The sequence below is a fragment of the Streptomyces atratus genome, assembly GCF_014648655.1.
GTDB classification, from domain to species: domain Bacteria; phylum Actinomycetota; class Actinomycetes; order Streptomycetales; family Streptomycetaceae; genus Streptomyces; species Streptomyces atratus.
This window is the reverse complement of record NZ_BMRN01000009.1, coordinates 194,451-219,572: the sequence shown is the minus strand read 5'-3', so window position 1 is coordinate 219,572 and position 25,122 is coordinate 194,451. Positions and strand designations below refer to the sequence as shown.

The window sequence follows — 25,122 nt, the reverse complement described above, 5'->3', positions numbered from 1 at the left end:
GCCGGTGCGACGGCGCGTTACCGGCGGGCGATGATGCTGCTCGCTTCGGCGGGCGGAAACCGGGTGCCGGTGATCGCCCAGCTGGTCCAGGCCGATGAGGACACCGTGCGCGACGTGATCCACCGCTTCAACGAGATCGGCCTGGCCTGCCTGGACCCTCAGTGGGCGGGAGGCCGTCCCCGCCTGCTCACCCCTGACGACGAGGACTTCGTCATCCGGACGGCCACCACCCGCCCCACCAGGCTCGGCCGGCCCTTCACCCGCTGGTCGATCCGCAAACTCGCCGCCTACCTGCGGGAAGTGCACGGACGTGTCATCCGCATCGGCCGTGAAGCCTTACGGTGCCTGCTCCGGCGCCGCGGCATCACCTTCCAGCGCACCAAGACATGGAAGGAATCACCCGACCCTCATCGCGACGCCAAGCTCGACCGGATCGAGCAGGTTCTGGACCGCTTCCCGGACCGGGTCTTCGCCTTCGACGAGTTCGGGCCGTTGGGGATCCGGCCCACCGCAGGCTCCTGCTGGGCGAAGCAGGGCAAGCCAAACCGGCTGCCGGCGACCTACCGCCGCACCCACGGCGTCACCTACTTCCACGGCTGCTACTCCGTGGCGACGACCGCCTGTGGGGCGTCAACCGCCGCCGCAAGGGCACCGCCAACACCCTGGCCGCGCTGAAGTCGATCCGCGCCGCCCGACCCGACGGCGCCCCGATCTACATCATCCTGGACAACCTCTCCGCCCACACCGGCGCCGACATCCGCCGCTGGGCGAAGAAGAACAAGGTCGAGCTGTGCTTCACCCCGACCTACGCATCCTGGGCCAACCCGATCGAGGCCCACTTCGGCCCGCTGCGGCAGTTCACCCTGGCCAACTCCCACCACCGCAGCCACCCCACGCAAACCCAGGCACCGCACCGCTACCTGCGCTGGCGCAACGCCAACGCCCGCCACCCCGACGTACTTGCCGCCCAACGCAAGGAACGCGCCCGCATCCGCAGCGAGAAGGGCATCCGCTGGGGCGGACGCCCCCTCAACGCCGCAGCCTGACCGACCGCGAACCGCAGCCCCGGAGTGCCGAAAGGGACAAGTTCACGAGAAGGACAGCGACAGAAGGACGACTCAGGAGGCGGACGGCTCGATCTCCCCCGCAAAGACGATGACCTGGTCGATGAGGCTCCGCCGCAGATGGACGACGTCCGTTCCCGCCAGGCGGGGGCCTCCATCCGGCGTGGTGAAGACCCACTGGTACCGGGCCCACTCGTCAGGCATGTCCACCGCTGAGCAGCGCACCATCGTGCCGGTCCCCGCCGGGTGGCGCCGGATGTCCAGCACGAACCCCTCGACCGCCGCGATTCCGTCGCTGCGACCCAACGGCCCCCAGAAGACCACGTCTGAGGTCAGGGCCTGGGAGAGCAGGGCTGTCACATAGCTGTCGTCCGAGGCGTTAAAGGCGGAGATGAACGTGTCGATCGCGGAGCGTGCCGTCTCTTCCTGCATGCCCCAGTAATACCAGCCGTTGCGCGTGCGCTCGTCCCGCGAGCCGCCTTCCGATCACGGTGGACCATCCCGGTCACAGCACTAGCGACGGGCCGTGTCGGGGCTGACCCCCAGCAGACGCGCCGTCTGCCCGATTGTGCAGGACTGCATGTGCGACAAGACATTCGGACTGATATCGCAACTGCAATCCATACACTCGATCCATGGAGCAAATACCAGGCTCGTTGGAGGAAGCGCCAAGTCACCGGAGCCACGCCGGGTACGCGACGGTGTGTGAAGGATCAAGTGCGTTCGGAGAGGGCAAGGTCACAGACGGAGCCCCTGCTGCTCGTCTGAGACCTGACCTAGCATCTGGGCATGACGGTCCTGCCTGCCGACGGGCTTTCGTTGGCCGCTGAATTCCCTCACCCCGCCCATGAGCAGTGGCAAAGCCTTGTCGAAGGTGTGCTGCGCAAATCGGGCAAGGATGTTGCGGGTTCGGCCGCCGAGGAAGCGCTGTCCACCACGGTGGAGGACGGGCTCATCACCCGCCCCCTCTACACCTCGCGCGACAGCGCGCCCGATGCCGGATATCCGGGCTTCGCCCCCTTCACCCGCGGCGGCAAGGCCGAGGGCAACGCGGCGGGCGGCTGGGACGTACGCCAGCGGCACACCCTGTCCGATCCTGCGCGTCTCAACGAGGCGGTGCTCGCCGATCTGGAGAACGGTGTCACCTCGCTGTGGCTGACCGTGGGCGGTATCGGCGGCGTTCCGGTGTCCGCCCTGGCGGGGGCGCTGGACGGCGTATATCTCGATCTGGCTCCCGTGGTGCTGGACGCCGGAAGCGAATTCGACGCTGCGGCGGCGGAGTTGCTACGGCTCTACGCGGAGCGGGGCGTCGGTGCGCAGACCGCGCGCGGCAACCTCGGCGCCGACCCGCTCGGGCAGGCCGCCCGCAGCGGTGCCGAACCCGCCCTGACGGCGGCGGTCCACTGGGCACAGCGGTGCGCGCAGGAGTTTCCCGGACTGCGGGCCCTGACCGTCGACGCTCTGCCGTACCACGAGGCCGGCGGCTCGGCCGCCGAGGAGCTGGGCGCTTCGCTGGCGACAGGTGTCGCCTATCTGCGGGCGCTGACGGAGGCCGGGCTCTGTGTCGAAGAGGCCTGCGCGCAGATGGAGTTCCGGTACGCGGCGACGGCCGATCAGTTCCTGACCATCGCCAAGCTGCGGGCCGCTCGGCGGCTGTGGGCCCGGGTGTCCGAGGTGTGCGGGGCCGCCGACGCCGGGGCGCAGCGCCAGCACGCGGTGACGTCCCCGGTGATGATGACGCGGCGCGATCCCTGGGTGAACATGCTGCGGACGACGCTGGCATGTCTGGGCGCGGGTGTCGGCGGGGCCGACTCCGTCACCGTGCTGCCGTTCGATCACGCCCTGGGTCTGCCGGACGCGTTCGCCCGGCGCATCGCCCGCAATACGTCGACGATCCTGCTGGAGGAGTCGCATCTGGCCCGGGTGATCGACCCGGCGGGCGGTTCCTGGTACGTGGAGCGGCTCACCGCCGAACTCGCCGACGCCGCCTGGGCGTTCTTCCAGGAGATCGAGCGGTCGGGCGGCCAGGCGGCCGCCCTGCGGTCGGGGATGATCGGCGAGCGTCTCGCGGCCACCTGGGCGGCGCGCAGCAGGGATCTGGCGCGCCGCAAGGAGCCGGTCACCGGCGTCAGTGAGTTCCCGCAGCTGACGGAGCGCCCGGTGGAGCGCGAGGCGGCCCCCACCGAGGCGTCCGCCACGGGATCGGGCGGTCTGCCCAGGGTCCGTCGTGACGAGGCGTTCGAGGTGCTGCGCGCCCGGTCGGACGCCCATCTCGCGGCGACCGGGCAACGGCCACGGGTGTTCCTCGCCGCGCTCGGCCCGGCCTCGGCGCACACCGCGCGGGCGTCCTTCGCCTCGAACCTGTTCCAGGCCGGCGGGATCGAACCGGTCCACGGCCCGGTCCCGGTCGACGCGGCAACGGCCGCCGACGCGTTCAGGGCCGGCGGGGCCACCGTGGCGTGCCTCTGCTCCAGCGACACCCTGTACGCCGAGCAGGCCGGGGCGGTCGCCGAGGCACTGGGCTCGGCCGGTGCCCAGCGGGTGTTCCTCGCGGGCCGACCCGGCGGGTACACCGGTGTCGACGAGTACGTCTTCGCCGGCTCCGATGTGGTGGCCGTGCTCTCTTCCCTTCTCGACCGTATGGGTGTGGCGTAATGCGTATCCCTGACTTCTCCGACATCGAGCTCGGACCGGGCGGCGCCGCCGAGGTGTCCGAAGACCAGTGGCGCGCCTCGGTGAAGGAGTCCTCCGGCCGTTCCGACGGCGACCTGCTGTGGGAGACACCGGAAGGCATCACGGTCAAGCCGCTGTACACCGGGCGCGACCTGGAGGGGCTCGACTTCCTCGGTACATATCCAGGCATGGCCCCGTTTCTGCGGGGCCCCTATCCGACGATGTACGTCAACCAGCCCTGGACGATCCGGCAGTACGCCGGGTTCTCCACCGCCGAGGAGTCCAACGCCTTCTACCGCCGCAACCTCGCGGCCGGCCAGAAGGGCCTCTCCGTCGCCTTCGACCTGCCGACCCACCGCGGCTACGACAGCGACCACCCGCGGGTGACCGGCGACGTCGGGATGGCCGGCGTGGCGATCGACTCGATCTACGACATGCGTCAGCTCTTCGACGGCATTCCGCTGGACAGGATGTCGGTTTCCATGACGATGAACGGCGCGGTGCTCCCCGTACTCGCGCTGTACATCGTGGCCGCCGAGGAACAGGGCGTCGGGCCCGAGAAGCTGGCCGGGACCATTCAGAACGACATTCTGAAAGAGTTCATGGTCCGCAACACATACATCTATCCGCCGAAGCCCTCGATGCGGATCATCTCCGACATCTTCGCGTACACCTCGCAGAAGATGCCCCGCTACAACTCGATCTCCATCTCCGGCTATCACATCCAGGAGGCGGGCGCGACAGCCGATCTGGAGCTGGCGTACACCCTCGCGGACGGGGTGGAGTATCTGCGGGCCGGGCGGGACGCCGGTCTTGATGTGGACGCGTTCGCACCGCGACTGTCGTTCTTCTGGGCGATCGGCATGAACTTCTTCATGGAGATCGCGAAGTTGCGGGCGGCCAGGCTGCTCTGGGCCAAGCTGGTCAAGGAGTTCGAACCGAAGAACGCCAAGTCGCTGTCCCTGCGCACCCATTCGCAGACGTCGGGGTGGTCGCTGACCGCGCAGGACGTGTTCAACAACGTCACCCGGACCTGTGTGGAGGCGATGGCCGCCACCCAGGGGCACACCCAGTCGCTGCACACCAACGCGCTCGACGAGGCGCTCGCCCTGCCGACGGACTTCTCGGCTCGGATCGCCCGGAACACCCAGCTGCTGCTCCAGCAGGAGTCGGGCACCGGCCGGGTCATCGACCCGTGGGGCGGCAGCGCGTACGTGGAGCGGCTGACGTACGACCTGGCGCGCCGGGCCTGGCAGCACATCCAGGAGGTCGAGGCGGCGGGCGGCATGGCGCAGGCCATCGACGCGGGCATCCCGAAGCTCAGGGTCGAGGAGGCCGCGGCCCGTACCCAGGCGCGCATCGACTCCGGGCGCCAGCCGGTGATCGGGGTCAACAAGTACCGTGTGGAGACCGACGAGCAGATCGATGTGCTCAAGGTCGACAACTCCTCGGTGCGCACCCGGCAGATCGAGAAGCTGCACCGGCTGCGCGAGGAGCGCGACGAGTCGGCGTGCCAGGCCGCGCTGCGGGCGCTGACGGCGGCGGCCGAGCGGGCCCCCGGCCCCGGTCTCGAAGGCAATCTGCTGGCACTCGCCGTCGACGCGGCACGCGCGATGGCGACCGTGGGTGAGATCTCGGACGCCCTGGAGAAGGTGTACGGGAGGCATGCGGGCCAGATCCGTACGATCTCCGGTGTGTACCGCAACGAGGCAGGTGAATCCCCTTCCGTGGACCGGACCCGGGAGCTGGTGGACCAGTTCGAGCAGGCAGAGGGGCGCCGTCCGCGCATCCTGGTCGCCAAGATGGGGCAGGACGGTCACGACCGCGGCCAGAAGGTGATCTCGACGGCCTTTGCCGACCTGGGCTTCGACGTCGACGTCGGCCCGCTGTTCCAGACACCGGCCGAGGTGGCACGGCAGGCGGTGGAGGCGGACGTGCACATCGTGGGCGTCTCCTCGCTGGCCGCCGGGCACCTCACGCTCGTACCGGCGCTCCGCGAGGAGCTGGCCGCCGAGGGCCGCGACGACATCATGATCGTGGTGGGCGGGGTGATTCCGCCGCAGGACGTCGAGGCATTGCACGAGGCGGGGGCGACGGCGGTGTTCCCGCCCGGCACCGTGATTCCGGATGCCGCGTACGACCTGGTGACGCGGCTCGGTGCCGCGCTCGGCCACGAGCTGTGAGCCGCTGACCCGATGCCTCCGAAAATCGACATCGACAGCTATGTGAAGGGGGTGCTCGACGGGAAGCGGGCGTACATCGCGCGCGCGATCACTCTCGTCGAGTCCACTCGCCCCGATCACCGGGCGCTGGCCCAGCGGTTGCTGCGCGAGCTGCTGCCGCACTCCGGAAACGCCCGGCGCATCGGCATCAGCGGCGTGCCGGGGGTCGGGAAGTCCACCTTCATCGACGCGCTCGGCACGATGCTCACCGGGCTCGGTCACCGGGTCGCGGTGCTGGCCGTCGATCCCTCCTCCAGCCGTACCGGCGGCTCCATCCTGGGCGACAAGACCAGGATGGAGCGCCTCGCGGTGGACCCCGCGGCGTTCGTACGTCCCTCTCCGACCGCCGGGACGCTCGGCGGGGTGGCCAAGGCGACCCGGGAGTCCATCGTGGTGATGGAGGCCGCGGGGTACGACGTGGTGCTGGTGGAGACGGTCGGCGTCGGCCAGTCGGAGACGGCGGTGGCCAATATGGTCGACACGTTTCTGCTGCTGACCCTGGCCCGTACCGGCGATCAGCTCCAGGGCATCAAGAAGGGCGTCCTGGAGTTGGCGGATGCCATCGCGGTCAACAAGGCGGACGGCCCGCACGAACGCGACGCACGAGCGGCCGCGCGCGAACTGGCGGGCGCACTGCGGCTGATGCACCCGGTCGACGCGGCCTGGACGCCTCCGGTCCTCACCTGCAGCGCCCGGGAGTCGACCGGTCTCGACACGCTGTGGGAGCGGCTGGAGCAGCACCGTGCGCTCCTCGGATCGACCGGCCGGCTCGCCGCGAAACGGCGTGACCAACAGGTCGACTGGACCTGGACGATGGTGCGGGACGAGCTGCTGGAGAGCCTGCACGGCCATCCGGAGGTGCGCGCGCTCACTCCGGAGCTCGAACAGCGGGTACGGGACGGCGAGTTGACGGCCACACTGGCGGCCGAGCAGATCCTGGGGGCGTTCCGGGGCACGGCCCCGTCGGCAGAGGGCGGTGCCCCTGGGGGGTGACGGGCGACGCGCGGGCGCCCTTCGCGCGACGACGGCAGTTCGACGACAGGAGCTACAGATCGAGCTGGTACTCGACCGACTTGTGAGTCGGCTCGTAGCCGAGCGCGTCGTTGACGCTCCGCATGTACGTGTTGCTGTCCGCGGTGTCCGCCAGCAGCCCGTCGAGGGCGGGGTGGCGTTCACGGGCCTGCAGGATGGACTGCGCCTTCATCCACCGTGCGAGGCCGTGCCCCCGGTGTTCAGGGAGGACTCCGGTGCCGTAGTGCAGGCCGTCGCCCTTTCCGTCGCCCGGGACGACCAGTTCGGTGAAGCCCGCGATCGTGGAGTCGGACTCGGCGACGGCTGCAACGGTGTGGAGCAGCTCGCCGCGTGCCGCGACGGCAGCTGCGGCGGCCCGGACCCGGTCCACGTCCCAGACGACCGTGCCGTAGTCGGTGTCGTCCATGGGCATGTCGTCCATGGCGCGGCGCGATCCGGTGAACGTCGCCTCGAGGTCGTGCGGTACGGCGCCGTCCCAGGCCACCAGCCGGTAGCCCGGGTGCGGCTGTCCGACGATCCCGCGGAGAGCACCGGTGTCGGCCTTCGCCAGCGGTAGGCGGGCGTACGTCAGGGTGAGGACCTTGCGCAGCCCCTTGGCCCGCAGAAAATGATCGCCGGAGGAACCGGCCTCGACCTGTGCGATGACGCTGCGTCGGCCCTCCTCGCGGGCACCGGCGACGGCCGCGTCCAGCAGCTGTGAGCCGATGCCGTTGCGGCGCTCCGCCGGGTGGACGTGGAGTTCCAGTTCGGCGAGATGGTCCTGGCCCTCACGGGTGAAGACGCGCAGGAACGCCGAGCCGACGGGGCTGCCCGCGGGGTCGGACGCCAGCCACACCAGCCGGTGGCTCGCGCCGGCACGGTCGGGGTCGGTCAGTGCGGTGATGCGTATCGACAAGATGACTCCTCCGCGCCGAGGGCGCCGGTCAGGACGGGTGAGCGGGCGTGCGGCCCGGAGAACCACATCACTCCGCGAGCGCCGCGGCAACCGGATATCGCAGCCGTGGCCGGTGCGCCGTGGTACGGTGCGGTTGGTACTTGTGTACGCCTCGTTTCGAGGCGCCGGTGCCGATTCACTCTCGTAGAGCTGCTGTGCCAGTCCTTTCCTGACCGGTGATCCAGCTTTCCCGCACCACTTCTTCCTGTCCGGTACGGGCTTCCCCCCGTCCGGGCTTTCCTGCCCGGCGTCCGGGGCGTGATCTCTTCCGCCCCCATGCCGACCGGGCCCCTTCATTCGCCATGTCCGCGAAAGGACCACCCGTATGACCAGCACCCTCGAACACCCCGTTGCTCAGCAGGAATTGCCCACCGAGGCCGCCGGTGTCCTCGACATCACGCACCAGGGGAACGGCGCACTGCGCGTCCGTGGCGGCCACCCCTCCCCCGGCGACGTACAGGTCTCCCCCGCCCTGATCCGCCGCCACGGCCTGCGCAAGGGCGATGTCGTCGAAGGCTCCTGCGACCGGCCCCGCACCCTGTCCGGGGTCGTACGGGTCAACGGCCGCTCGCCGCAGGCGCTGCGCGGCCGGCCCCACTTCCGCGACCTCACCCCGCTCCACCCCCGGCGTCGGCTGCGTCTGGAAACACCGTCCGGCAGTCCGGCCATGCGTCTCGTCGACCTGGTCTCCCCGATCGCCAAGGGGCAGCGCGGACTCGTCGTCGCACCGCCCAGGACCGGCAAAACCGTGCTGCTGCAGCAGATCGCGGCGGCCGTCGCCGCCAACCACCCCGAGTGCCATCTGATGGTGGTGCTGCTCGACGAACGCCCGGAGGAGGTCACGGACATGCGCCGGTCCGTACGGGGCGAGGTTCTCTCCTCGACGTTCGACCGGCCCGCGAAGGAACACATCGCGCTCGCCGAACTCGCGGTCGAACGCGCCAAGCGTCTGGTGGAACAGGGCCAGGACGTCGTCATCCTGCTGGACTCCCTCACCAGGCTGTGCCGCGCCCACAACAACGCGTCAGCCGCGGGCGGACGCACCCTGAGCGGCGGCGTCGACGCGGCTGCCCTGCTCGGCCCCAAGCGGCTCTTCGGTGCCGCACGACTCACCGAGGAGGGCGGCTCCCTCACCATCCTGGCCACCGCGCTGGTGGAGACCGGCTCCCGCGCCGACGACTACTTCTTCGAAGAGTTGAAGAGCACCGGCAACATGGAACTCCGGCTCGACCGCACGCTGGCGGACAGGCGCACCTACCCGGCCGTGAACATCCAGGCGTCCGGCACCCGGCGCGATGAACTCCTCGTCCAGGAAGCCGAGTTGCGGGTGGTGCGCGGACTGCGCCGCGCGCTGCACTCCCGGGGCCCGCAGACGGCGCTCGAAACACTGCTGGACCGGATCCGGCACACTCCGGACAACGCGGCATTCCTCCGTACGGTCCACCGCACCCTCGCGGATACCTGAGCCTGCCCGAGCCGCGCCGGACGGCGCAATAGCATGGACCGCCCTTGCACGATCCGTCCCTCACGAGCACAGGGAGAGCAGGCACATGGAATTCCGCCGACTCGGCCGCAGCGGTCTGACCATCAGTGAGATCGCCTACGGAAATTGGCTCACCCACGGCTCCCAGGTGGAGGAGGACGCAGCGGTCGCCTGTATCCGCGCCGCCCTCGACGCCGGGATCACCACCTTCGACACGGCGGACGTCTACGCCGAAACGCGGGCCGAAGCCGTCCTGGGCCGGGCGCTCAAGAACGAGCGCCGCGACGGACTCGAGGTGTTCACCAAGGTCTACTTCCCGACCGGTCCCGGGCACAACGACCGGGGGCTCGGCCGCAAGCACATCATGGAGTCCATCGACCACTCGTTGCGCCGCCTGCAGACCGATTACGTGGACCTCTACCAGGCGCACCGCTATGACCACTCGACCCCGCTGGAAGAGACCATGGAGGCATTCGCCGACGTCGTCCGCTCCGGCAAGGCCCTCTACATCGGTGTTTCGGAATGGACGGCCGACCAGCTCCGCGCCGCACATGGGCTGGCCCGCGAACTGCAGGTGCCGCTGATCTCCAACCAGCCGCAGTACTCGGCGCTGTGGCGGGTCATCGAAGGCGAAGTGGTGCCGGCGTCCGAGGAGTTGGGCATCGGTCAGATCGTCTGGTCACCGATCGCTCAGGGCGCCCTCACGGGCAAGTACAAGCCCGGTGCGCCGCTCCCGGCCGGCTCTCGGGCGACGGACGACAAGGGCGGCGCGAACATGGTCGCCGGCTGGCTCCGTGACGACGTGCTGGAGCGTGTCCAGCGGCTGCGGCCGCTCGCCGACCAGGCCGGTCTGAGTCTTGCCCAGCTCGCGGTCGCCTGGGTGCTGCAGAACTCCAACGTCTCCGCCGCGATCATCGGCGCCTCCCGGCCCGAGCAGGTGGCGGAGAACGTCGGGGCGGCGGGTGTGACGCTCGACGCGGAGCTACTGAAGGGCATCGACGACATCCTGGACCCGGTGGTGGAACGGGACCCGGGGCTGACGGCCGGGCACGAGAGCAACAGCTGATTCGACCGGCCCGCTTGTGTGGGGCAAGGGCCTCCGGAACAGCGGCCCCTGCCCACACCTCGGACGCCCGGGGCGAACCGGCGGCCTGTCGCCGCCCGGCATCGGTCACAACCCTTCGACGAGATCGCGCCCGTCGTGCAGCGCACCCCGGCCCCGACCGGACAGCTCGCCGGCCGGGCGCGCCGACGCGTTCAGGGCAGGGCCCCGGACCCCGGGGCCGACGTGGCCCTGAAGCGCAAGGTCGTCTCCGCGTTCCTCGCCGCCTCGCGCGCCGGGGAGCCTTTCTTTCCGAGTTGTACGAGGTCAGGTACCGGTGTGCAGCGCGGCGGTGTGCTCGCGGACCTGCGCCGGTGTGAGGTAGGAGTCCGTGTACTCGAAGTCGCGCAGTTTGGCCGGGTTCCGGGACTGGAAGCCGGTGCGTACGAAGTCGTCGCCCGCGATGGCGTTGAGCATCCAGTTGGTCATGACCCGCGCCTTGGCCACATTGGTCCGCAGCGCGGACCAGTGGTAGCCACGGGCGACGGCCTGCGCGACGATTCCGTGCATCTCGATGCCGATCGGCTTGGAGACCGCGTCCTTGCCGCCGAGGTCCACGACAAGACCGAGATCCTTGTGGACGTACGGCTTCAACGGCTGGTGCCGCAGCGTGGCGATGAGGTTGTCGGCGAGCCTGCGGCCCTGGCGCATGGCGTGCTGCGCGGTGGGCGGGCAGACCGCCCCGTCGCCCTTGCTCAGGTCCGGTACGGCCGCGGCGTCGCCGAGCGCGAAGATGCCGTCGAAGCCCGGCAGCCTCATCTCGGGCGTCACCGCTAGGCGGCCGCGTACGGTCTCCGCCTCGAATGTGGCGACCAGCGGACTCGCGGTGACACCCGCCGTCCAGATCAGTGTGCGGCAGGGCACCACCCGGCCATCGGTGAAGGTCACCTTCTCCCGCCCGGCCTCGGCGACCGAGACTCCGAGTGACACCTCGATGCCTCGTGCGCGCAGCACCTCCAGGGCGCTCCGGCCGAGCTTGTCCCCCAGTTCGGGCATCAGCTTCGGGGCGATGTCGATGAGATGCCACTTGATCAGCTTCGGGTCGAGCCGCGGGTAGTGCCTGACCGCGTTTGTGGTGAGGCGCTGCAGACAGGCTGCCGTCTCGGTGCCCGCGTACCCGCCGCCGACCACCACGAACTGCAGGCGCGAAGCCCGCTCGTTCTCGTCGTGGCTGGCATCCGCGAGATCGAGCTGAGCGATCACGTGGTCACGCACGTACGCCGCCTCGGCCAGCGTCTTCATACCCCGGGCGTTGTCGAGCAGGCCGGGGATGTCGAAGGTACGGGTGACGCTCCCGGGGCTGAGCACGATGTAGTCGTAGGGCTCGTAGACGACCTCGTCGGTGATCTTGCGAATGACGCAGATCTTCGCCTTGGGGTCCACTCCGATGGCCCCGCCCGGGATGATCCGGGTGCGGTGCTTGCGACTGCGGCGCAGCGACACCGCGACCGATTGCGGGGTGAGCACCCCTGCCGCCACCTGTGGCAGCAGGGGCAGGTAGAGCTGGTACGAGAACGGGGCGACGAGCGCGATCTCAGCCTCGCCGGGGATCAGCCCGCGCTCCAGACGGCGTACGCACTCCACCCCGGCGAATCCGGCGCCGACAACGAGAATCCTGGGTCGTGCCACAGTGTTCGTCCCTTCTCGGCCCCGCACGGTCGTCCGTTCGCCTGCCCCGTCGCACGCGCCCGTCACGTCACATCTTTGCGAGCCGCATCCGACTTCGCCTGCTGGGGACAGCGGACGGACGACACCACCGCGTCAGCGGGCCAGGAAAGTGACGGCCGTGCAGGTGCCGCCGACCGCGCCCACGAGCACGACACCGGCGGCCACGCAGCGTGCCTTGAGCCTGCGGTAGCGCGCCTCGTATTCGCCGCGCAGTCCGATGGCGCGGGCGGCGACACGGCAGAGCATGGCCCGCGACGTGGCGAGGCGATCCGCGGTGTAGACCCGTTCCACGTCCTCGCGCTGTGCCGTGGTGAGCCAGGGCAGCTCGTCGGTGAAGCGGCCGGCCTGTCGTCGCGCCTCCTCGACCTCGGCGTTCCACAGCAGATAGCCCTCCAGTTGTGCCAGACCGCGGGCACTGTCCTTGTCGGGGTCCACTCGATCTTCCTCTCCCGTCGCCGCGGTGCTCACGCCTGCCTGTCCCCCGGGGTCCACGTCGTCCCGGTGCCGGGATGGTTGAGGCCTTCGTCGAGGGAGCGCACCGAGGGGTGGTGCAGGTCGAACGCCGGGGATTCGGAACGGATCCGCGGCATCGTGAGGAAGTTGTGCCGCGGTGGCGGGCAGGAGGTCGCCCACTCCAGCGAACGACCGTAGCCCCAAGGGTCGTCGACCCCTACGTTCTTGCCGTACTTCGCGGTCTTCCACACGTTGTAGAGGAACGGCAGCATCGACAGGCCGAGCAGGAACGAGGAGATCGTCGAGATCGTGTTGAGCGCGGTGAAGCCGTCGACGGCGAGGTAGTCCGCGTAACGACGCGGCATGCCCTCGGCACCCAGCCAGTGCTGCACCAGGAACGTGCCGTGGAAGCCCACGAACAGCGTCCAGAAGGTGATCTTGCCGAGCCGTTCGTCCAGGATCTTGCCGGTGAACTTCGGCCACCAGAAGTGGAATCCGGCGAACATCGCGAAGACCACGGTGCCGAAGACGACGTAGTGGAAGTGCGCGACGACGAAGTACGAGTCCGAGACGTGGAAGTCCAGTGGAGGCGACGCCAGGATCACACCGGTCAGACCACCGAAGAGGAAGGTGACCAGGAAGCCGATCGACCAGAGCATCGGCGTCTCGAAGGACAACGATCCCTTCCACATCGTGCCGATCCAGTTGAAAAACTTCACACCGGTCGGTACCGCGATGAGGAAGGTCATGAACGAGAAGAACGGCAACAGCACACCGCCGGTGACGTACATGTGGTGCGCCCACACGGTCGCCGAGAGGCCTGCGATCGCGATCGTCGCGCTGATCAGGCCGATGTAGCCGAAGATCGGCTTCCGGCTGAAGACCGGAATGATCTCACTGACGATCCCGAAGAACGGCAGCGCGATGATGTACACCTCCGGGTGACCGAAGAACCAGAAGAGGTGCTGCCAGAGCAGCGCGCCGCCGTTGGCCGCGTCGAAGACGTGCGCACCGAACTTGCGGTCCGCCTCCAGCACCAGCAGGGCCGCCGCGAGGACCGGGAAGGCCAGCAGGACCAGCACAGCGGTGAGCAGGACGTTCCAGACGAAGATCGGCATGCGGAACATCGTCATGCCGGGGGCGCGCATGCAGATGATCGTGGTGATGAAGTTGACCGAGCCGAGGATCGTGCCGAAGCCGGAGAAGGCCAGACCCATGATCCACAAGTCGCTGCCGATGCCCGGCGAGCGGACCGCGTCGGTCAGCGGGGAATAGGCGAACCAGCCGAAGTCGGCCGCGCCGCTCGGGGTGAGGAAGCCGGCCAGTACGATGATCGAGCCGAAAAGGTACAGCCAGTACGCGAACATGTTCAGCCGCGGGAACGCCACATCGGGCGCGCCGATCTGCAGCGGCATGATCCAGTTCGTGAATCCGGCGAACAGCGGCGTCGCGAACATCAGCAGCATGATCGTGCCGTGGATCGTGAACGCCTGGTTGAACTGCTCGTTCGAAAGGATCTGGATCCCGGGACGGGCCAGCTCGGCGCGCATGACCAGGGCCAGTACACCGCCGACGATGAAGAAAGCGAACGATGTGAGCAGGTACAGCGTGCCGATCGTCTTGTGATCGGTGGTGGTCAGCCACTTGATGACGACGTTTCCCGGTTCCTTCGCCCGGACCGGAAGCTCGTTCGCGTACGCCTCCTCTTCCTCGGCTGCCCCTGTTGTGCCCGTCGTCGTCACTGGGACGCTCCTTCGATTGTCATTCGCGAGTGGACTGAGCACTCGGCAGGGGCGCCGCCTCCACCGGCCGGCCGACAGGCCGATCCCGCGCGCGTCACACCAGATTCCAGGTGCAGCAAATCAGCCGCAGGGCCACTATGTGCGGCCCTGCGCCCGCCGTCGCGTGACTTTCACTCGTCAGGGCGTCCTGGGGTCCGGGCCTCGGCCCGCTCGCACACGGCCGATGCCGGTGCGGACTTCCGCAGCAATGACGGACGTCTCGGAGCAGCCCGAACTTCCGCACCGTCCAACGCTGTTACCGCCGAATCGGGTGAACGCCCGGATCGATGACCGATCCCGGGCGGCCCGGCTGCAGCTCAGGCCAGCCCGCCCGTCGCGCGCACGTTCTGGCCCGTGATCCACCGGCCGTCGTGGCCGGCCAGGAAGGCAACCACATCGGCCACATCGGAAGGTTCGCCCAATCGGCCGAGAGGGGTCATGCCCGCGACTGCCTCGAGCGCCTGCGGCTGGTTGGTTCCGCGCAGCAGATCGGTGTCGGTCGCGCCGGGCGAGACGGTGTTGACCGTGATCCCGCGTGCTCCGAGTTCGTGGGCGGCAATGGTGGTGAGTTGCTCGACCGCACCCTTGCTGGCGGCGTACGCAGAGATGCCGGGGCCCGGCCGCACGGTGTTCGCAGTGGAGATGTTCACGATGCGGCCGCCGTCGCGCATTCGCCGGGCCGCATGGCGGATCGTCATGAAGACCGTTCTGGTGTTGACCGTCATCACCTTGTCGAACACCGCCGGGTCGGTATCCGCGATGAGGGACGGGGTGAGGCACAGTGCGGCATTGTTCACCAGGATGTCCAGGCCGCCCAGCTGTGCCTCGGCGGCTTCCATCAGCTGCTCCGGCGCATCCGGGTCCGCGAGATCGAGCCGGATGGCCCAGGCCTTGCCACCGTTGTCCTGCACCGTGCGGACGACCTCTTCGGCCGCGTCGTCGCTGGTGGCGTAGTTGAAGACCACATGGGCCCCGTCTCGGCACAGTCGCTCGACGATCGCGCGGCCGATGCCCCGCGACCCTCCGGTGACCACAGCGTTCCTGCCTGTCAGCACGGTCTCTCCCCCTCCAGGAGCGGTTGACCCGGGTCCTTCGAACCTACCGGCACAGCGGCTCCTTGTACCCGATTACGCGGAGAATCATCGGCGCCGGCCCAGCGCCTCCGGTGCCGGCTCGGGACACGGAACCGCCCCGGCCGGGCATGGTGCCGACCGGGGCGGGAGGGGTGAGGGGGCGCCGGTATGCGCCCCCTTCCGCGACTGTTTCGTCAGCCGATGGTGGCGATGGCCTGCGTGAACGTCGCCGACGGGCGCATGACAGCCGAGGCCTTGGCCGGGTCGGGCTGGTAGTAGCCGCCGATGTCGGCCGGCGAGCCCTGCACCGCAATCAGCTCGTCGACGATGGTCTGTTCCTGCTCTCCCAGCGTCTTCGCGAGCCCGGCGAACGCCTGCGCAAGCTGCGCGTCGTCGGTCTGCTGCGCCAGCTCCTGGGCCCAGTAGAGGGCCAGGTAGAAGTGGCTGCCGCGGTTGTCGATGCCACCCAGCTTGCGGCTCGGCGACTTGTCCTCGTTGAGGAAGGTGCCGGTCGCGCGGTCGAGGGTGTCCGCGAGGATCTGGGCGCGCGAGTTGCCCGTGGTCGTCGCCAGGTGTTCGAAGCTGGCCGCGAGCGCGAAGAACTCACCCAGGCTGTCCCAGCGGAGGTAGTTCTCCTTGACGAGCTGCTGGACGTGCTTGGGCGCGGAGCCACCGGCACCGGTCTCGAACAGTCCGCCGCCGTTCATGAGCGGGACGATGGAGAGCATCTTCGCGCTCGTGCCCAGCTCAAGGATCGGGAACAGGTCGGTCAGGTAGTCACGCAGCACATTGCCGGTGACCGAGATGGTGTCCTCGCCGCGGCGGATGCGCTCCAGCGAGAACGCGGTCGCCTTCACCGGCGACATGATCTCGATCTGCAGGCCGTCGGTGTCGTGGTCGGCGAGGTACGTCCTGACCTTGGCGATCAGCTGCGCGTCGTGGGCGCGGTCCTCGTCGAGCCAGAACACGGCCGGGACGCCGGTGGCGCGGGCGCGGGTGACGGCGAGCTTCACCCAGTCCTGGATCGGCAGGTCCTTGGCCTGGCACATGCGGAAGATGTCGCCCGCGCCCACGACCTGCTCCAGCACGACATTGCCGCTGCCGTCGACGACCCGCACCGTACCGGTGGTGGGGATCTCGAAGGTCTTGTCGTGGCTGCCGTACTCCTCGGCCTTCTGCGCCATCAGGCCGACGTTCGGCACCGAGCCCATGGTCGACGGGTCGAAGGCGCCATTGGCGCGGCAGTCGTCGATGACGACCTGGTAGACGCCCGCGTAGCTGCTGTCGGGGAGCACCGCGAGGGTGTCGGCCTCCTTGCCGTCCGGGCCCCACATGTGACCGGAGGTGCGGATCATGGCCGGCATGGAGGCGTCGACGATGACATCGCTCGGTACGTGCAGGTTGGTGATGCCCTTGTCCGAGTCGACCATCGCCAGCGCGGGGCCCTCGGCGAGCTCGGCCTCGAAGGATGCCTTGATCTCGGCGCCCACGTGCGGCACCGAGTCCAGGCCCTTGAGGATGCCGCCGAGGCCGTCGTTCGGGGAGAGACCGGCCGCGGCGAGCACCTGGCCGTACTTGGCAAAGGTGTTCGGGAAGAAGGCACGGACCACGTGGCCGAAGATGATCGGGTCGGAGACCTTCATCATGGTGGCCTTGAGGTGGACGGAGAACAGCACGCCCTCGGCCTTGGCGCGGGCGACCTGCGCGGTGAAGAACTCGCGCAGGGCCGCGACACGCATGACCGCCGCATCGACGACCTCGCCCGCGAGCACCGGCACCGACTCACGCAGAACGGTGGTGCTGCCGTCGTCGCCCGCGAGCTCGATGCGGAGCGAACCGGCCTCGGCGATGACCGTGGACTTCTCGGTGGAACGGAAGTCGTCGACGCCCATGGTGGCGACGTTCGTCTTCGAGTCGGCCGACCAGGCGCCCATCCGGTGCGGGTGCGCCTTGGCGTAGTTCTTGACCGAGGCGGGGGCGCGGCGGTCGGAGTTGCCCTCGCGCAGCACCGGGTTCACCGCGCTGCCCTTGACCTTGTCGTAACGCGCGCGAACTTCCTTGTCCTCGTCGGTCTGCGGGTCGTCCGGGTAGTCGGGAAGCGCGTAGCCCTGTGCCTGCAGCTCGGCGATGGCAGCCTTCAGCTGCGGGATCGAAGCCGAGATGTTCGGCAGCTTGATGATGTTGGCCTCGGGCTTCTTCGCCAGCGCTCCGAGCTCGGCGAGCGCGTCGTCGATGCGCTGGCTCTCCTCGAGGTGCTCGGGGAAGCTGGCGATGATGCGCCCAGCCAGCGAGATGTCACGGCTCTCGACATTGACCCCGGCCGTCGAGGCGTAGGCCTGGACCACGGGCAAGAACGAATACGTCGCCAGGGCCGGGGCCTCGTCGGTGTGTGTATAGATGATGGTCGAGTCAGTCACCCTGTGCTCCGCTCCACGTCTGCAACATTGCTTGACATCAAGATATCTCGTGATCGCTGCCGACTCGACAGGGCCCTGCCCCCTCATTCGGCGGGGGCCGCCGTGGCCGCCGGGTTCAAGGACGCCCCGACGGGGGGACTACCTCCCCGGGCGGCACCGGACCAGGCGCGGAGCCGTCGCCGAACGGGCGGCCGCCCAGCTCTTCCCGGTGGTGCGGAGTCAGCCAGCCCGACAGATCGGGGCCGACGGGCACGATGCCGGTGGGGTTGATGCCCGTGTGGACCCGGTAGTAGTGCTGCTTGATGTGGTGGAAATCGACCGTGTCGCCGAAACCGGGGGTCTGGTACAGGTCTCTGGCGTACGCCCACAGGACGCGGTCCTCGGCCAGCTTCGAACGGTTGCACTTGAAGTGTCCGTGGTAGACGGCGTCGAAGCGCACCAGTGTGGTGAACAGCCTGATGTCGGCTTCGGTGAGGGATTCGCCGACGAGATAGCGCCGGTCCGCAAGACGCTCGGACACCAGGTCCAGGCGGCCGAACACATCCTGGTAGGCAGCTTCGTATTCGGACTGCTGCGCCGCGAAGCCCGCGCGGTACACGCCGTTGTTGACATCACGGTAGATGCTCTGCATGACCTCGTCGATCTCGTCACGCAGGGCCTCGGGATACAGGTCGGGGGCGCCCTGCCGGTGCAGCGCGGTCCACTCGGTCGCGAAGTCCAGCGTGATCTGCTGGAAGTCGTTGGTGACGAGTCTGCCGCTGGGTACGTCGACGATCGCGGGCACGCTGACCCCGCCGGGGTAGTCCCGCTCCCGTGCGTTGTACGCCTCGCTCAGGTAGCTGATGCCGAGCACCGGGTCCCTGCCGCCCTCGTCCAGGGTGAAGCGCCAGCTGCGGTCGTCCTGGATCGGATCGGCGACGGCCAGCGAGAGGGCGCTCTCCAGCCCGAGGAGCCGCCGGGACACGAGTGCGCGGCTCGCCCACGGGCAGGCGCGGCTGACGACCAGCCGGTAGCGGCCGGCCTCGACGGGCCAGCCGTCCCGGCCGTCGGCGGTGATGCGGTCGGCGAAATGGCTCCTGGACCGTTTGAAGGCCTTGTGCCCGTACGCCGCGTTGCTATCGGTCCCTGCGCTGGTGGTCGCGCTCATCTCGCTCTCCTTCATGGCGTTCTCCCTACGGACGGATTACGGACGGACCGATGTGCGCGACTGCGGCCGCGACGCTCCCCGCGTACGTCTGCCAGCCCGACGAGCAGAGCGACCAGGACGAAGGCGACCGCGACGACGAGCCCGTGGTCGTACGCGGTGGCCCACCCGTACCCACCCACTTGCGCGAAGAACATCGAGCCGACAGCGGCGATCCCGATCGCCGAACCGACGCGCTGGCCGGTCTGGAGGGTTCCGCCGGCGCTCCCCGCGCCCGCCACCGGCACCTGGGACAGGGTCAGTGTCTGGTTCGGGGCGACGACCAGACCGCTGCCGACACCGGCCAGGAGCAGTGGGGCCACCATCGCCCACCCCGCGCCCCGCCCGGGCACCAGATGCGCGGCAAGCGCGGTGGCCGCCAGTCCGACGGCCACTGTGGACAGCCCCGTCAGGACGAGGGGGCGTCCGAACCGACCGACGAGCCGGCCGCCGGGGCTTGCCGTGAGGGCGGCGCCCACGGCGAAGGGCGTGATGGCGAGTCCCGCCTGCAGGGCGGTGTAGTGCAGTCCGCTCTGCAGGTAGAGCGTGGTGATGAAGAAGATCGAGGTGAATCCGGCGAAGTACAGCAGACTCAGCAGACAGCCCAGCCAGTAGGAGCGGACCCGGAAGAGCGACAGGTCGACGACCGGTCGCGTGCCCCGCCTGCCGCATCGGGATTCCCAGCCGACGAAGGCGGCAAGCAGCGTCACGGCCGCCACGAGCAGCAACCACTTCAGGTTGCCGGGCCACTGCTGCGACTGCACGAAGGGCAGCAGCAGAGCCAGCACACCCGTGCCGAGCAGCAGCACGCCGAGGGGGTCGAGGTCACGCAGCCGCACCCGGCCGGCCGAGGGGGTGTCCGGGAGCAGGCGCCGGGCAAGCAGAAGGCAGACGGCGCCGAGCGGCAGATTGACGTAGAACACCCAGCGCCAGCCCTCCTCGGCACCGGCCGCCTGGATCAGCAGGCCACCGGAGAGCGGGCCGACAGCGGTGGAGATGGCGACCACGCTGCCGAACATGCCGAAGGCCCGGCCGCGCTCCTGGCCGGAGAACATCTGCTGGATCAACGCGGAGATCTGTGGCGAGATCAAGCCTCCGGCGAGGCCCTGCACCAGACGGGCGACCACCAGCCAGAGGCTGGACTGAGCGGCTCCGCAGGCTGCTGATGCCAAGGTGAACAGGGCGAGCCCGGCCATGAACACCACACGGCGTCCCCGCGCGTCACCGAGTCGTCCCGCGGGGATCAGGAACAGGCCGAAGGCGAGCGAGTAGCCGGAGAGGACCCATTGCAGGTCGGACTCCGGGGTGTGGAGCCCTTCCCGGATCGACGGCAGGGCGACATTGACGATGGATACGTCCAGCAGGGTCATGAACCCCGCGATCAGACACACTGCGAGCGCCTGCCACCGGCGCGGGTCGGGCGTGCCGGGGCCGGGGGCAGAGTGAGTATCCCACCCCGCAGCACCCGAGTGAGCTGCACTCTCTGCCATGGCTCGCACCCTAGGACCAAGGGCCCCGATACTCATCCCGGCAGGGCCGCGACGGCAGTTTTCCGGCATCCGTTTCAGTGGACGGGAGGCACCGGGCGCAGGGCACGGCCGTGTCCCAGGGGCAGGACACGGCCGTCGACGGTCCGCACGGGCTCCGGACTGTGGCGTTCGAGAACCGGTCGGCCGGACGCGCCGCCCGCAGCGGCGGTGCGGTCACACCCCCGGCAGGCGGTGCGCGGACCGTCGCAGGTAGAAGGCCCAGGTCGCCACCAGGCAGAGGCCGTAGTACCCGAGGAACGCCAGATAGGCGGCCTGTCCGTTGTGTGTCTCCAGGAAGGACTGCCGGAAGGCCAGGTTGACCAGCACTCCGCCGAAGGCGCCGATCGCCCCGGCCACCCCGATCAGTGCCGTGGTCCGCCGCTGTGACCTCTGCTCGGCCTCGGCCGGCGACGTGCCGCCCGCGATTTCGGCCCGCGCCCTGGCCCGGAAGATCGCCGGGATCATCTTGTACGTCGACCCGTTGCCCGCGCCGCTGAGCACGAAGAGGGCGACGAACCCGCACAGGAAGAGCGCCAGCGAGTGCTGCCGGGACGCCTCCAGCACCACGCCCGCGCCCAGCGCCATCGCCGCGAAGGTCCAGAAGGTCACCCGGGCGCCGCCGAACCGGTCCGCCAGCAGCCCGCCCAGCGGGCGGGAGAGCGAGCCGAGCAGCGGCCCGAGGAAGGTGAGGGAGGCCGCCTTCACCGGGGTGTCGAACTGCGCATGGAACTGCACCTGGAGGACCTGACCGAAGGCGAAGCCGAAGCCGATGAACGAGCCGAAGGTACCGATGTAGAGCACCGACATCACCCAGCTGTGAGCGTCTCCCAGCACCTCGCGCATCGCTCCGCGTTCGTTGCGCGCGCCTGTGAGGTTGTCCATCCGCAGCGCCGCACCGAGCGCCGCCAGTACGATCAGCGGCAGATAGACCAGCACCAGCAGGCGTGGGTGGCCGGCACCCGCGGTGGTCAGCACCAGCAGGCCGAGCAGTTGCACCACCGGTACCCCGAGGTTGCCGCCGCCCGCGTTCACCCCCAGGGCCCGGCCCTTGAGGCGCTGCGGGTAGAAGGCGTTGATGTTGGCCATCGAGGAGGCGAAGTTACCGCCGCCCACCCCGGCCACGGCGGCCACCGCGAGCAGCGTGCCGTAGGAGACGCCGGGCCGCAGCACGATCCCGGCCAGCACGGTCGGTACGAGCAGCAGCAGCGCGCTGAAGACGGTCCAGTTGCGCCCGCCGAAGCGCGCCACCGCGAAGGTGTACGGGATGCGCAGCACCGAGCCGAGTGCGGTGGGCACGGCGGTGAGCATGAACTTCCCGGCCGCGTCGATGTGGTACTCCGGGCCGAGGAAGAGCACCAGCACCGACCACAGGCTCCAGATGGAGAAGCCGATGTGCTCGCTGAGCACCGAGTAGACCAGGTTGCGCCGGGCGATCCGGGCGCCCGCCAGGGTCCAGAAGTCGGTGTCCTCCGGATCCCAGTCCTTGATCCGGCGGGTGCCGGCATCGGCGGCGGTCGCGGTGACGCTGCTCATCGGCACACCTCCGCAGGCGTCGCCGCGACCATGCGCACCGGCCAGACCCTGAGGTGGGCCGTGGAGCCGTCGGGAGCGTGGTCCTCGTCCAGGCAGCGTCCGGTGCGCAGGTCGAAAGCCTGCTTGAGCATCGGCGAGATCACCACCGGTACGCTCCCCCGGCTGCCGAGCAGGCCGCGCGAGATGACGTGGGCACCGCTGAACGGGTCACGGTTCGCCAGCGCGTGCACCGCGCCACCGCGTTCGCGGAAGACCGCCACCTGCTCGTCCTGCGGGCCGACGAGCACCGCGACGCCGCGCCCCGGGAGCAGGTCCTGGTACCGGCAGACCGGTGTCCATGCCCGGCCGTCGTCGACCTCCACCGTGTGCTCGGCGTTCTCGGGCGCATTGGCCTCGCTCATCGTGTGCGTACCTCCGGGGCAGGGCCGGTGATCAGGGCCGGTGCGAGGGGGAACCCGTCCTCCTCGGGACGGGCGGGGCGGATCCGGTCGCGCTCGTGGACGAAGCGCACGGTGGGGTCGGGAGTTCCCGGGGCGTTGGCGAAGGAGACAAAGCGGCGTACCCGCTCGGGGTCGGCCAGGGTCGCCGCCCATTCGTCCTCGTAGGTCTCGACGTGGCGGGCCATCAGTTCGTCCAGCTCCGCGCAGATGCCCAGCGAGTCGTCCATGACTACCGCGCGCAGGTGGTCGAGTCCGCCCTCCAGGCGGTCCAGCCAGGGAGCGGTGCGCTCCAGGCGGTCGGCGGAGCGGATGTAGAACATCAGGAACCGGTCGATGGTGCGGATCAGGGTGTCGTGGTCCAGGTCCGCCGCCAGCAGATCGGCATGACGCGGCGTCGTTCCGCCGTTGCCGCCGACGTAGAGGTTCCAGCCTTCCGAGGTGGCGATCACCCCGAAGTCCTTGCTCTGCGCCTCCGCGCACTCCCGGGCGCAGCCGGAGACCGCGGACTTGAGCTTGTGCGGTGCCCGCAGGCCCCGGTAGCGCAGCTCCAGTTCGATCGCCAGGGCCACCGAGTCCTGTACGCCGTAACGGCACCAGGTCCGACCGACACAGGACTTGACCGTACGCAGCGCCTTGCCGTACGCGTGGCCGGACTCGAAGCCGGCGTCCACCAGACGGCGCCAGATGCCCGGCAACTGGTCGACTGTCGCACCGAACAGGTCGATCCGCTGGCCGCCGGTGATCTTGGTGTAGAGGCCGTAGTCCCGTGCGATCTCGCCGATGGTGATCAGGCCGTCGGGGGTGATCTCGCCGCCCGGGATCCGGGGCACCACCGAGTAGGATCCGTTGCGTTGCAGGTTGGCCAGGAAGTGGTCGTTGGTGTCCTGCAGGGCGGCCTGTTCCCCGTCCAGCACATGACCGTTGCCGAGGGCGGCCAGGATCGAGGCCACGGCCGGTTTGCAGATGTCGCAGCCCTCGCCGCTCCCGTGCTCGTCGATCAGGCGGGAGAAGCCCGTGATGCCCTTGACCCGGACGATCTCGTAGAGCTCGGCGCGGGTGTGGGTGAAGTGCTCGCAGAGGCCGCGGGCCACCTCGATCCCGCCCGCCTCCAGCTCCTCGGTCACGATGGATCCCAGCAGCTTGACGCAACTCCCGCAGCCGGTACCGGCCTTGGTGCACTTCTTGACCTCGGGGACGGTGCGCATGCCCTGCTCGGAAACGGCCGCCCGGATCGTACCCTTGCTGACGTCGTGGCAGGAGCAGACCACCGCTTCGTCGGGCAGCACCAGCGGGCCCTGCCGTCCGTCGGCGGCCGGCACGAGCAACTGTTCAGCAGGTCCGGGCAGTTGAGACTTTCCGACAGCGAGCGGGCGGAGCGTGGCATAGGACTCGGCGTCGCCGACCAGTACGCCGCCGAGCAGTCGGCCGTCCGCGCTGACCACCAGCTTCTTGTAGATTCCGGCCCGGCTGTTGGCGTACAGCACCTCCAGGGCGCCCTCGGCGGTGCCCAATGCGTCACCGAAGCTGGCCACGTCCACGCCCAGCAGCTTGAGCTTGGTGGAGGTGTCCGCGCCGGTGAATTCGGCGCCCGTACCGGCGAGCTCACGGGCCGCCGTGTCGGCCATCGCGTAGCCGGGGGCGACCAGAGCGTAGACCCGGCCGTCGACGGCGAGGGCGCACTCGCCGATCGCCCAGATGTGCGGGTCCGAGGTGCGGCAGTGCTCGTCCACCGCGATACCGCCTCGCTCGCCGACCGGCAGGCCGCAGTCGCGGGCGAGCTGGTCGCGCGGGCGCACACCCGCCGAGAAGACCACCAGGTCGACGGCCAGGTCGGTGCCGTCGGAGAGCGCCATGGTCCGGGCCCGGCCGTTCTCGTCGGCATCGATCCGCTGGGTGCCGGCGCCGGTGTGCACGTGAACGCCGAGGTCCTCGATCTTGCGCCGGAGCACTGCTCCGCCGCCGTCGTCGACCTGGAGGGCCATGAGCCGGGGTGCGAACTCCACCACATGGGTCTCAAGACCCATGGCCCGCAGCGCTCCGGCTGCTTCCAGGCCGAGCAGGCCGCCGCCGACCACCACACCGATCGTGGCGTGCTGGGCGCTCGCGGTGATCGCCTCCAGGTCCTCGATGGTCCGGTAGACGTGACAGCCTGCGGCGTCGTGGCCGGGCACCGGCGGCACGAACGGGTAGGAGCCGGTGGCCAGCACCAGGGCGTCGTAGCGCAGTTCGGCGCCGCTGCGAGTGGTGACGGTGCGAGCCCCGCGGTCGATCGTGGTGGCCGGGTCACCGAGACGCAGGTCGATGCCGTGCTGTTCGATGAACCCGGGCGGGCACAGGGTCAGTTCTTCTGCCGATGTGCCGGAGAACCAGCTGGTCAGGTGTACTCGGTCGTAGGCGGGACGGGACTCCTCGGCGAGTACGGTGACTCGCCAGCGGTGTGGTTGTCCGGCGGCCGGCTGCTCGAACAAGGCTTCCAGGAAGCGCTGTCCGACCATGCCGTGGCCGACCAGGACCAGGGACTTCTCGATCACGGGC

The 25,122-nt window shown here is 69.5% G+C and carries 17 protein-coding genes and 2 pseudogenes; 6 read left to right on the top strand and 13 right to left on the bottom strand.

The annotated features are described in order from the left end of the window. Positions 1-6: 6 nt before the first annotated feature. Positions 7-1,046, top strand: a pseudogene (locus tag IEZ15_RS18080) (IS630 family transposase); the annotation flags it as partial. A 72-nt stretch (positions 1,047-1,118) separates the two neighbouring features. Here IEZ15_RS18080 and IEZ15_RS18075 read toward each other — a convergent pair. Both IEZ15_RS18075 and IEZ15_RS44755 read right to left on the bottom strand, forming a co-directional pair. After that, a complete protein-coding gene (locus tag IEZ15_RS18075) occupies positions 1,119-1,496 on the bottom strand; it encodes a nuclear transport factor 2 family protein (protein ID WP_189278035.1) in 378 nt (125 codons plus the stop codon). An 84-nt stretch (positions 1,497-1,580) separates the two neighbouring features. Then, positions 1,581-1,655: pseudogene (locus IEZ15_RS44755) on the bottom strand (MerR family transcriptional regulator); the annotation flags it as partial. A 198-nt stretch (positions 1,656-1,853) separates the two neighbouring features. Here IEZ15_RS44755 and mutA point away from each other — a divergent pair. From mutA to meaB, 3 genes are read left to right on the top strand one after another with little or no spacing between them, the layout of a single operon-like run. Then, the gene (gene mutA, locus IEZ15_RS18070) at positions 1,854-3,719 is read left to right on the top strand and encodes a methylmalonyl-CoA mutase small subunit (protein ID WP_189278033.1); all 1,866 of its coding nucleotides are present in this window, start codon (positions 1,854-1,856) and stop codon (positions 3,717-3,719) included. Further along, positions 3,719-5,920, top strand: a complete 2,202-nt coding sequence (gene scpA, locus IEZ15_RS18065; RefSeq protein WP_189278031.1) for a methylmalonyl-CoA mutase — start codon at positions 3,719-3,721, stop codon at positions 5,918-5,920. The genes mutA and scpA overlap by 1 nt, the downstream gene beginning before the upstream one ends. A 12-nt stretch (positions 5,921-5,932) precedes the next feature. After that, positions 5,933-6,952, top strand: a complete 1,020-nt coding sequence (meaB, locus tag IEZ15_RS18060; RefSeq protein ID WP_189278029.1) for a methylmalonyl Co-A mutase-associated GTPase MeaB — start codon at positions 5,933-5,935, stop codon at positions 6,950-6,952. A gap of 52 nt (positions 6,953-7,004) precedes the next feature. On the opposite strand, the gene IEZ15_RS18055 is transcribed toward meaB, so the two are convergent. Next, positions 7,005-7,886, bottom strand: a complete 882-nt coding sequence (locus IEZ15_RS18055; protein ID WP_189278027.1) for a GNAT family N-acetyltransferase — start codon at positions 7,884-7,886, stop codon at positions 7,005-7,007. Between the two features lie 364 nt (positions 7,887-8,250). Between IEZ15_RS18055 and rho the strand changes: the two genes are divergently transcribed. Both rho and IEZ15_RS18045 read left to right on the top strand, forming a co-directional pair. Then, positions 8,251-9,390, top strand: a complete 1,140-nt coding sequence (gene rho, locus IEZ15_RS18050) for a transcription termination factor Rho (RefSeq protein ID WP_189278026.1) — start codon at positions 8,251-8,253, stop codon at positions 9,388-9,390. A gap of 85 nt (positions 9,391-9,475) precedes the next feature. Continuing rightward, a complete protein-coding gene (locus IEZ15_RS18045) occupies positions 9,476-10,474 on the top strand; it encodes an aldo/keto reductase family protein (protein ID WP_189278024.1) in 999 nt (332 codons plus the stop codon). A gap of 303 nt (positions 10,475-10,777) precedes the next feature. Here the strand turns inward: IEZ15_RS18045 and IEZ15_RS18040 are convergent, their stop codons facing one another. The 10 genes from IEZ15_RS18040 to nirB all read right to left on the bottom strand — a co-directional run bounded on the left by IEZ15_RS18040 (position 10,778) and on the right by nirB (position 25,118). Continuing rightward, a complete protein-coding gene (locus IEZ15_RS18040) occupies positions 10,778-12,139 on the bottom strand; it encodes an NAD(P)/FAD-dependent oxidoreductase (RefSeq protein WP_189278022.1) in 1,362 nt (453 codons plus the stop codon). A 132-nt stretch (positions 12,140-12,271) separates the two neighbouring features. Further along, the gene (locus IEZ15_RS18035) at positions 12,272-12,613 is read right to left on the bottom strand and encodes a hypothetical protein (RefSeq protein WP_114242834.1); all 342 of its coding nucleotides are present in this window, start codon (positions 12,611-12,613) and stop codon (positions 12,272-12,274) included. Between the two features lie 29 nt (positions 12,614-12,642). Then, on the bottom strand, positions 12,643-14,373 hold the full coding sequence (gene ctaD / locus IEZ15_RS18030; protein ID WP_189278020.1) for an aa3-type cytochrome oxidase subunit I: 1,731 nt from the start codon (positions 14,371-14,373) through the stop codon (positions 12,643-12,645). Positions 14,374-14,729: 356 nt separating this feature from the next. Beyond that, entirely contained in the window at positions 14,730-15,467 is a 738-nt protein-coding gene (locus IEZ15_RS18025; protein WP_189278018.1) for a glucose 1-dehydrogenase, read from the bottom strand. Positions 15,468-15,679: 212 nt separating this feature from the next. Further along, the gene (locus IEZ15_RS18020; protein ID WP_189278016.1) at positions 15,680-17,902 is read right to left on the bottom strand and encodes an NADP-dependent isocitrate dehydrogenase; all 2,223 of its coding nucleotides are present in this window, start codon (positions 17,900-17,902) and stop codon (positions 15,680-15,682) included. Positions 17,903-18,017: 115 nt separating this feature from the next. Beyond that, positions 18,018-19,049 carry a glutathione S-transferase family protein gene (locus IEZ15_RS18015; protein WP_189278014.1) on the bottom strand — a complete coding sequence of 344 codons (1,032 nt, stop codon included), beginning with the start codon at positions 19,047-19,049 and terminating at the stop codon, positions 18,018-18,020. An 11-nt stretch (positions 19,050-19,060) separates the two neighbouring features. Then, positions 19,061-20,575: an MFS transporter gene (locus tag IEZ15_RS18010; protein ID WP_114242838.1), complete on the bottom strand. Its 1,515-nt coding sequence runs from the start codon at positions 20,573-20,575 to the stop codon at positions 19,061-19,063. A 213-nt stretch (positions 20,576-20,788) separates the two neighbouring features. Next, on the bottom strand, positions 20,789-22,147 hold the full coding sequence (locus IEZ15_RS18005; protein WP_189278012.1) for a nitrate/nitrite transporter: 1,359 nt from the start codon (positions 22,145-22,147) through the stop codon (positions 20,789-20,791). Continuing rightward, positions 22,144-22,548, bottom strand: a complete 405-nt coding sequence (locus IEZ15_RS18000; RefSeq protein WP_189278010.1) for a nitrite reductase small subunit NirD — start codon at positions 22,546-22,548, stop codon at positions 22,144-22,146. Before IEZ15_RS18000 ends, IEZ15_RS18005 begins: the two co-directional genes overlap by 4 nt. Beyond that, on the bottom strand, positions 22,545-25,118 hold the full coding sequence (gene nirB, locus IEZ15_RS17995) for a nitrite reductase large subunit NirB (protein WP_189278009.1): 2,574 nt from the start codon (positions 25,116-25,118) through the stop codon (positions 22,545-22,547). Before nirB ends, IEZ15_RS18000 begins: the two co-directional genes overlap by 4 nt. Positions 25,119-25,122 lie beyond the last annotated feature (4 nt).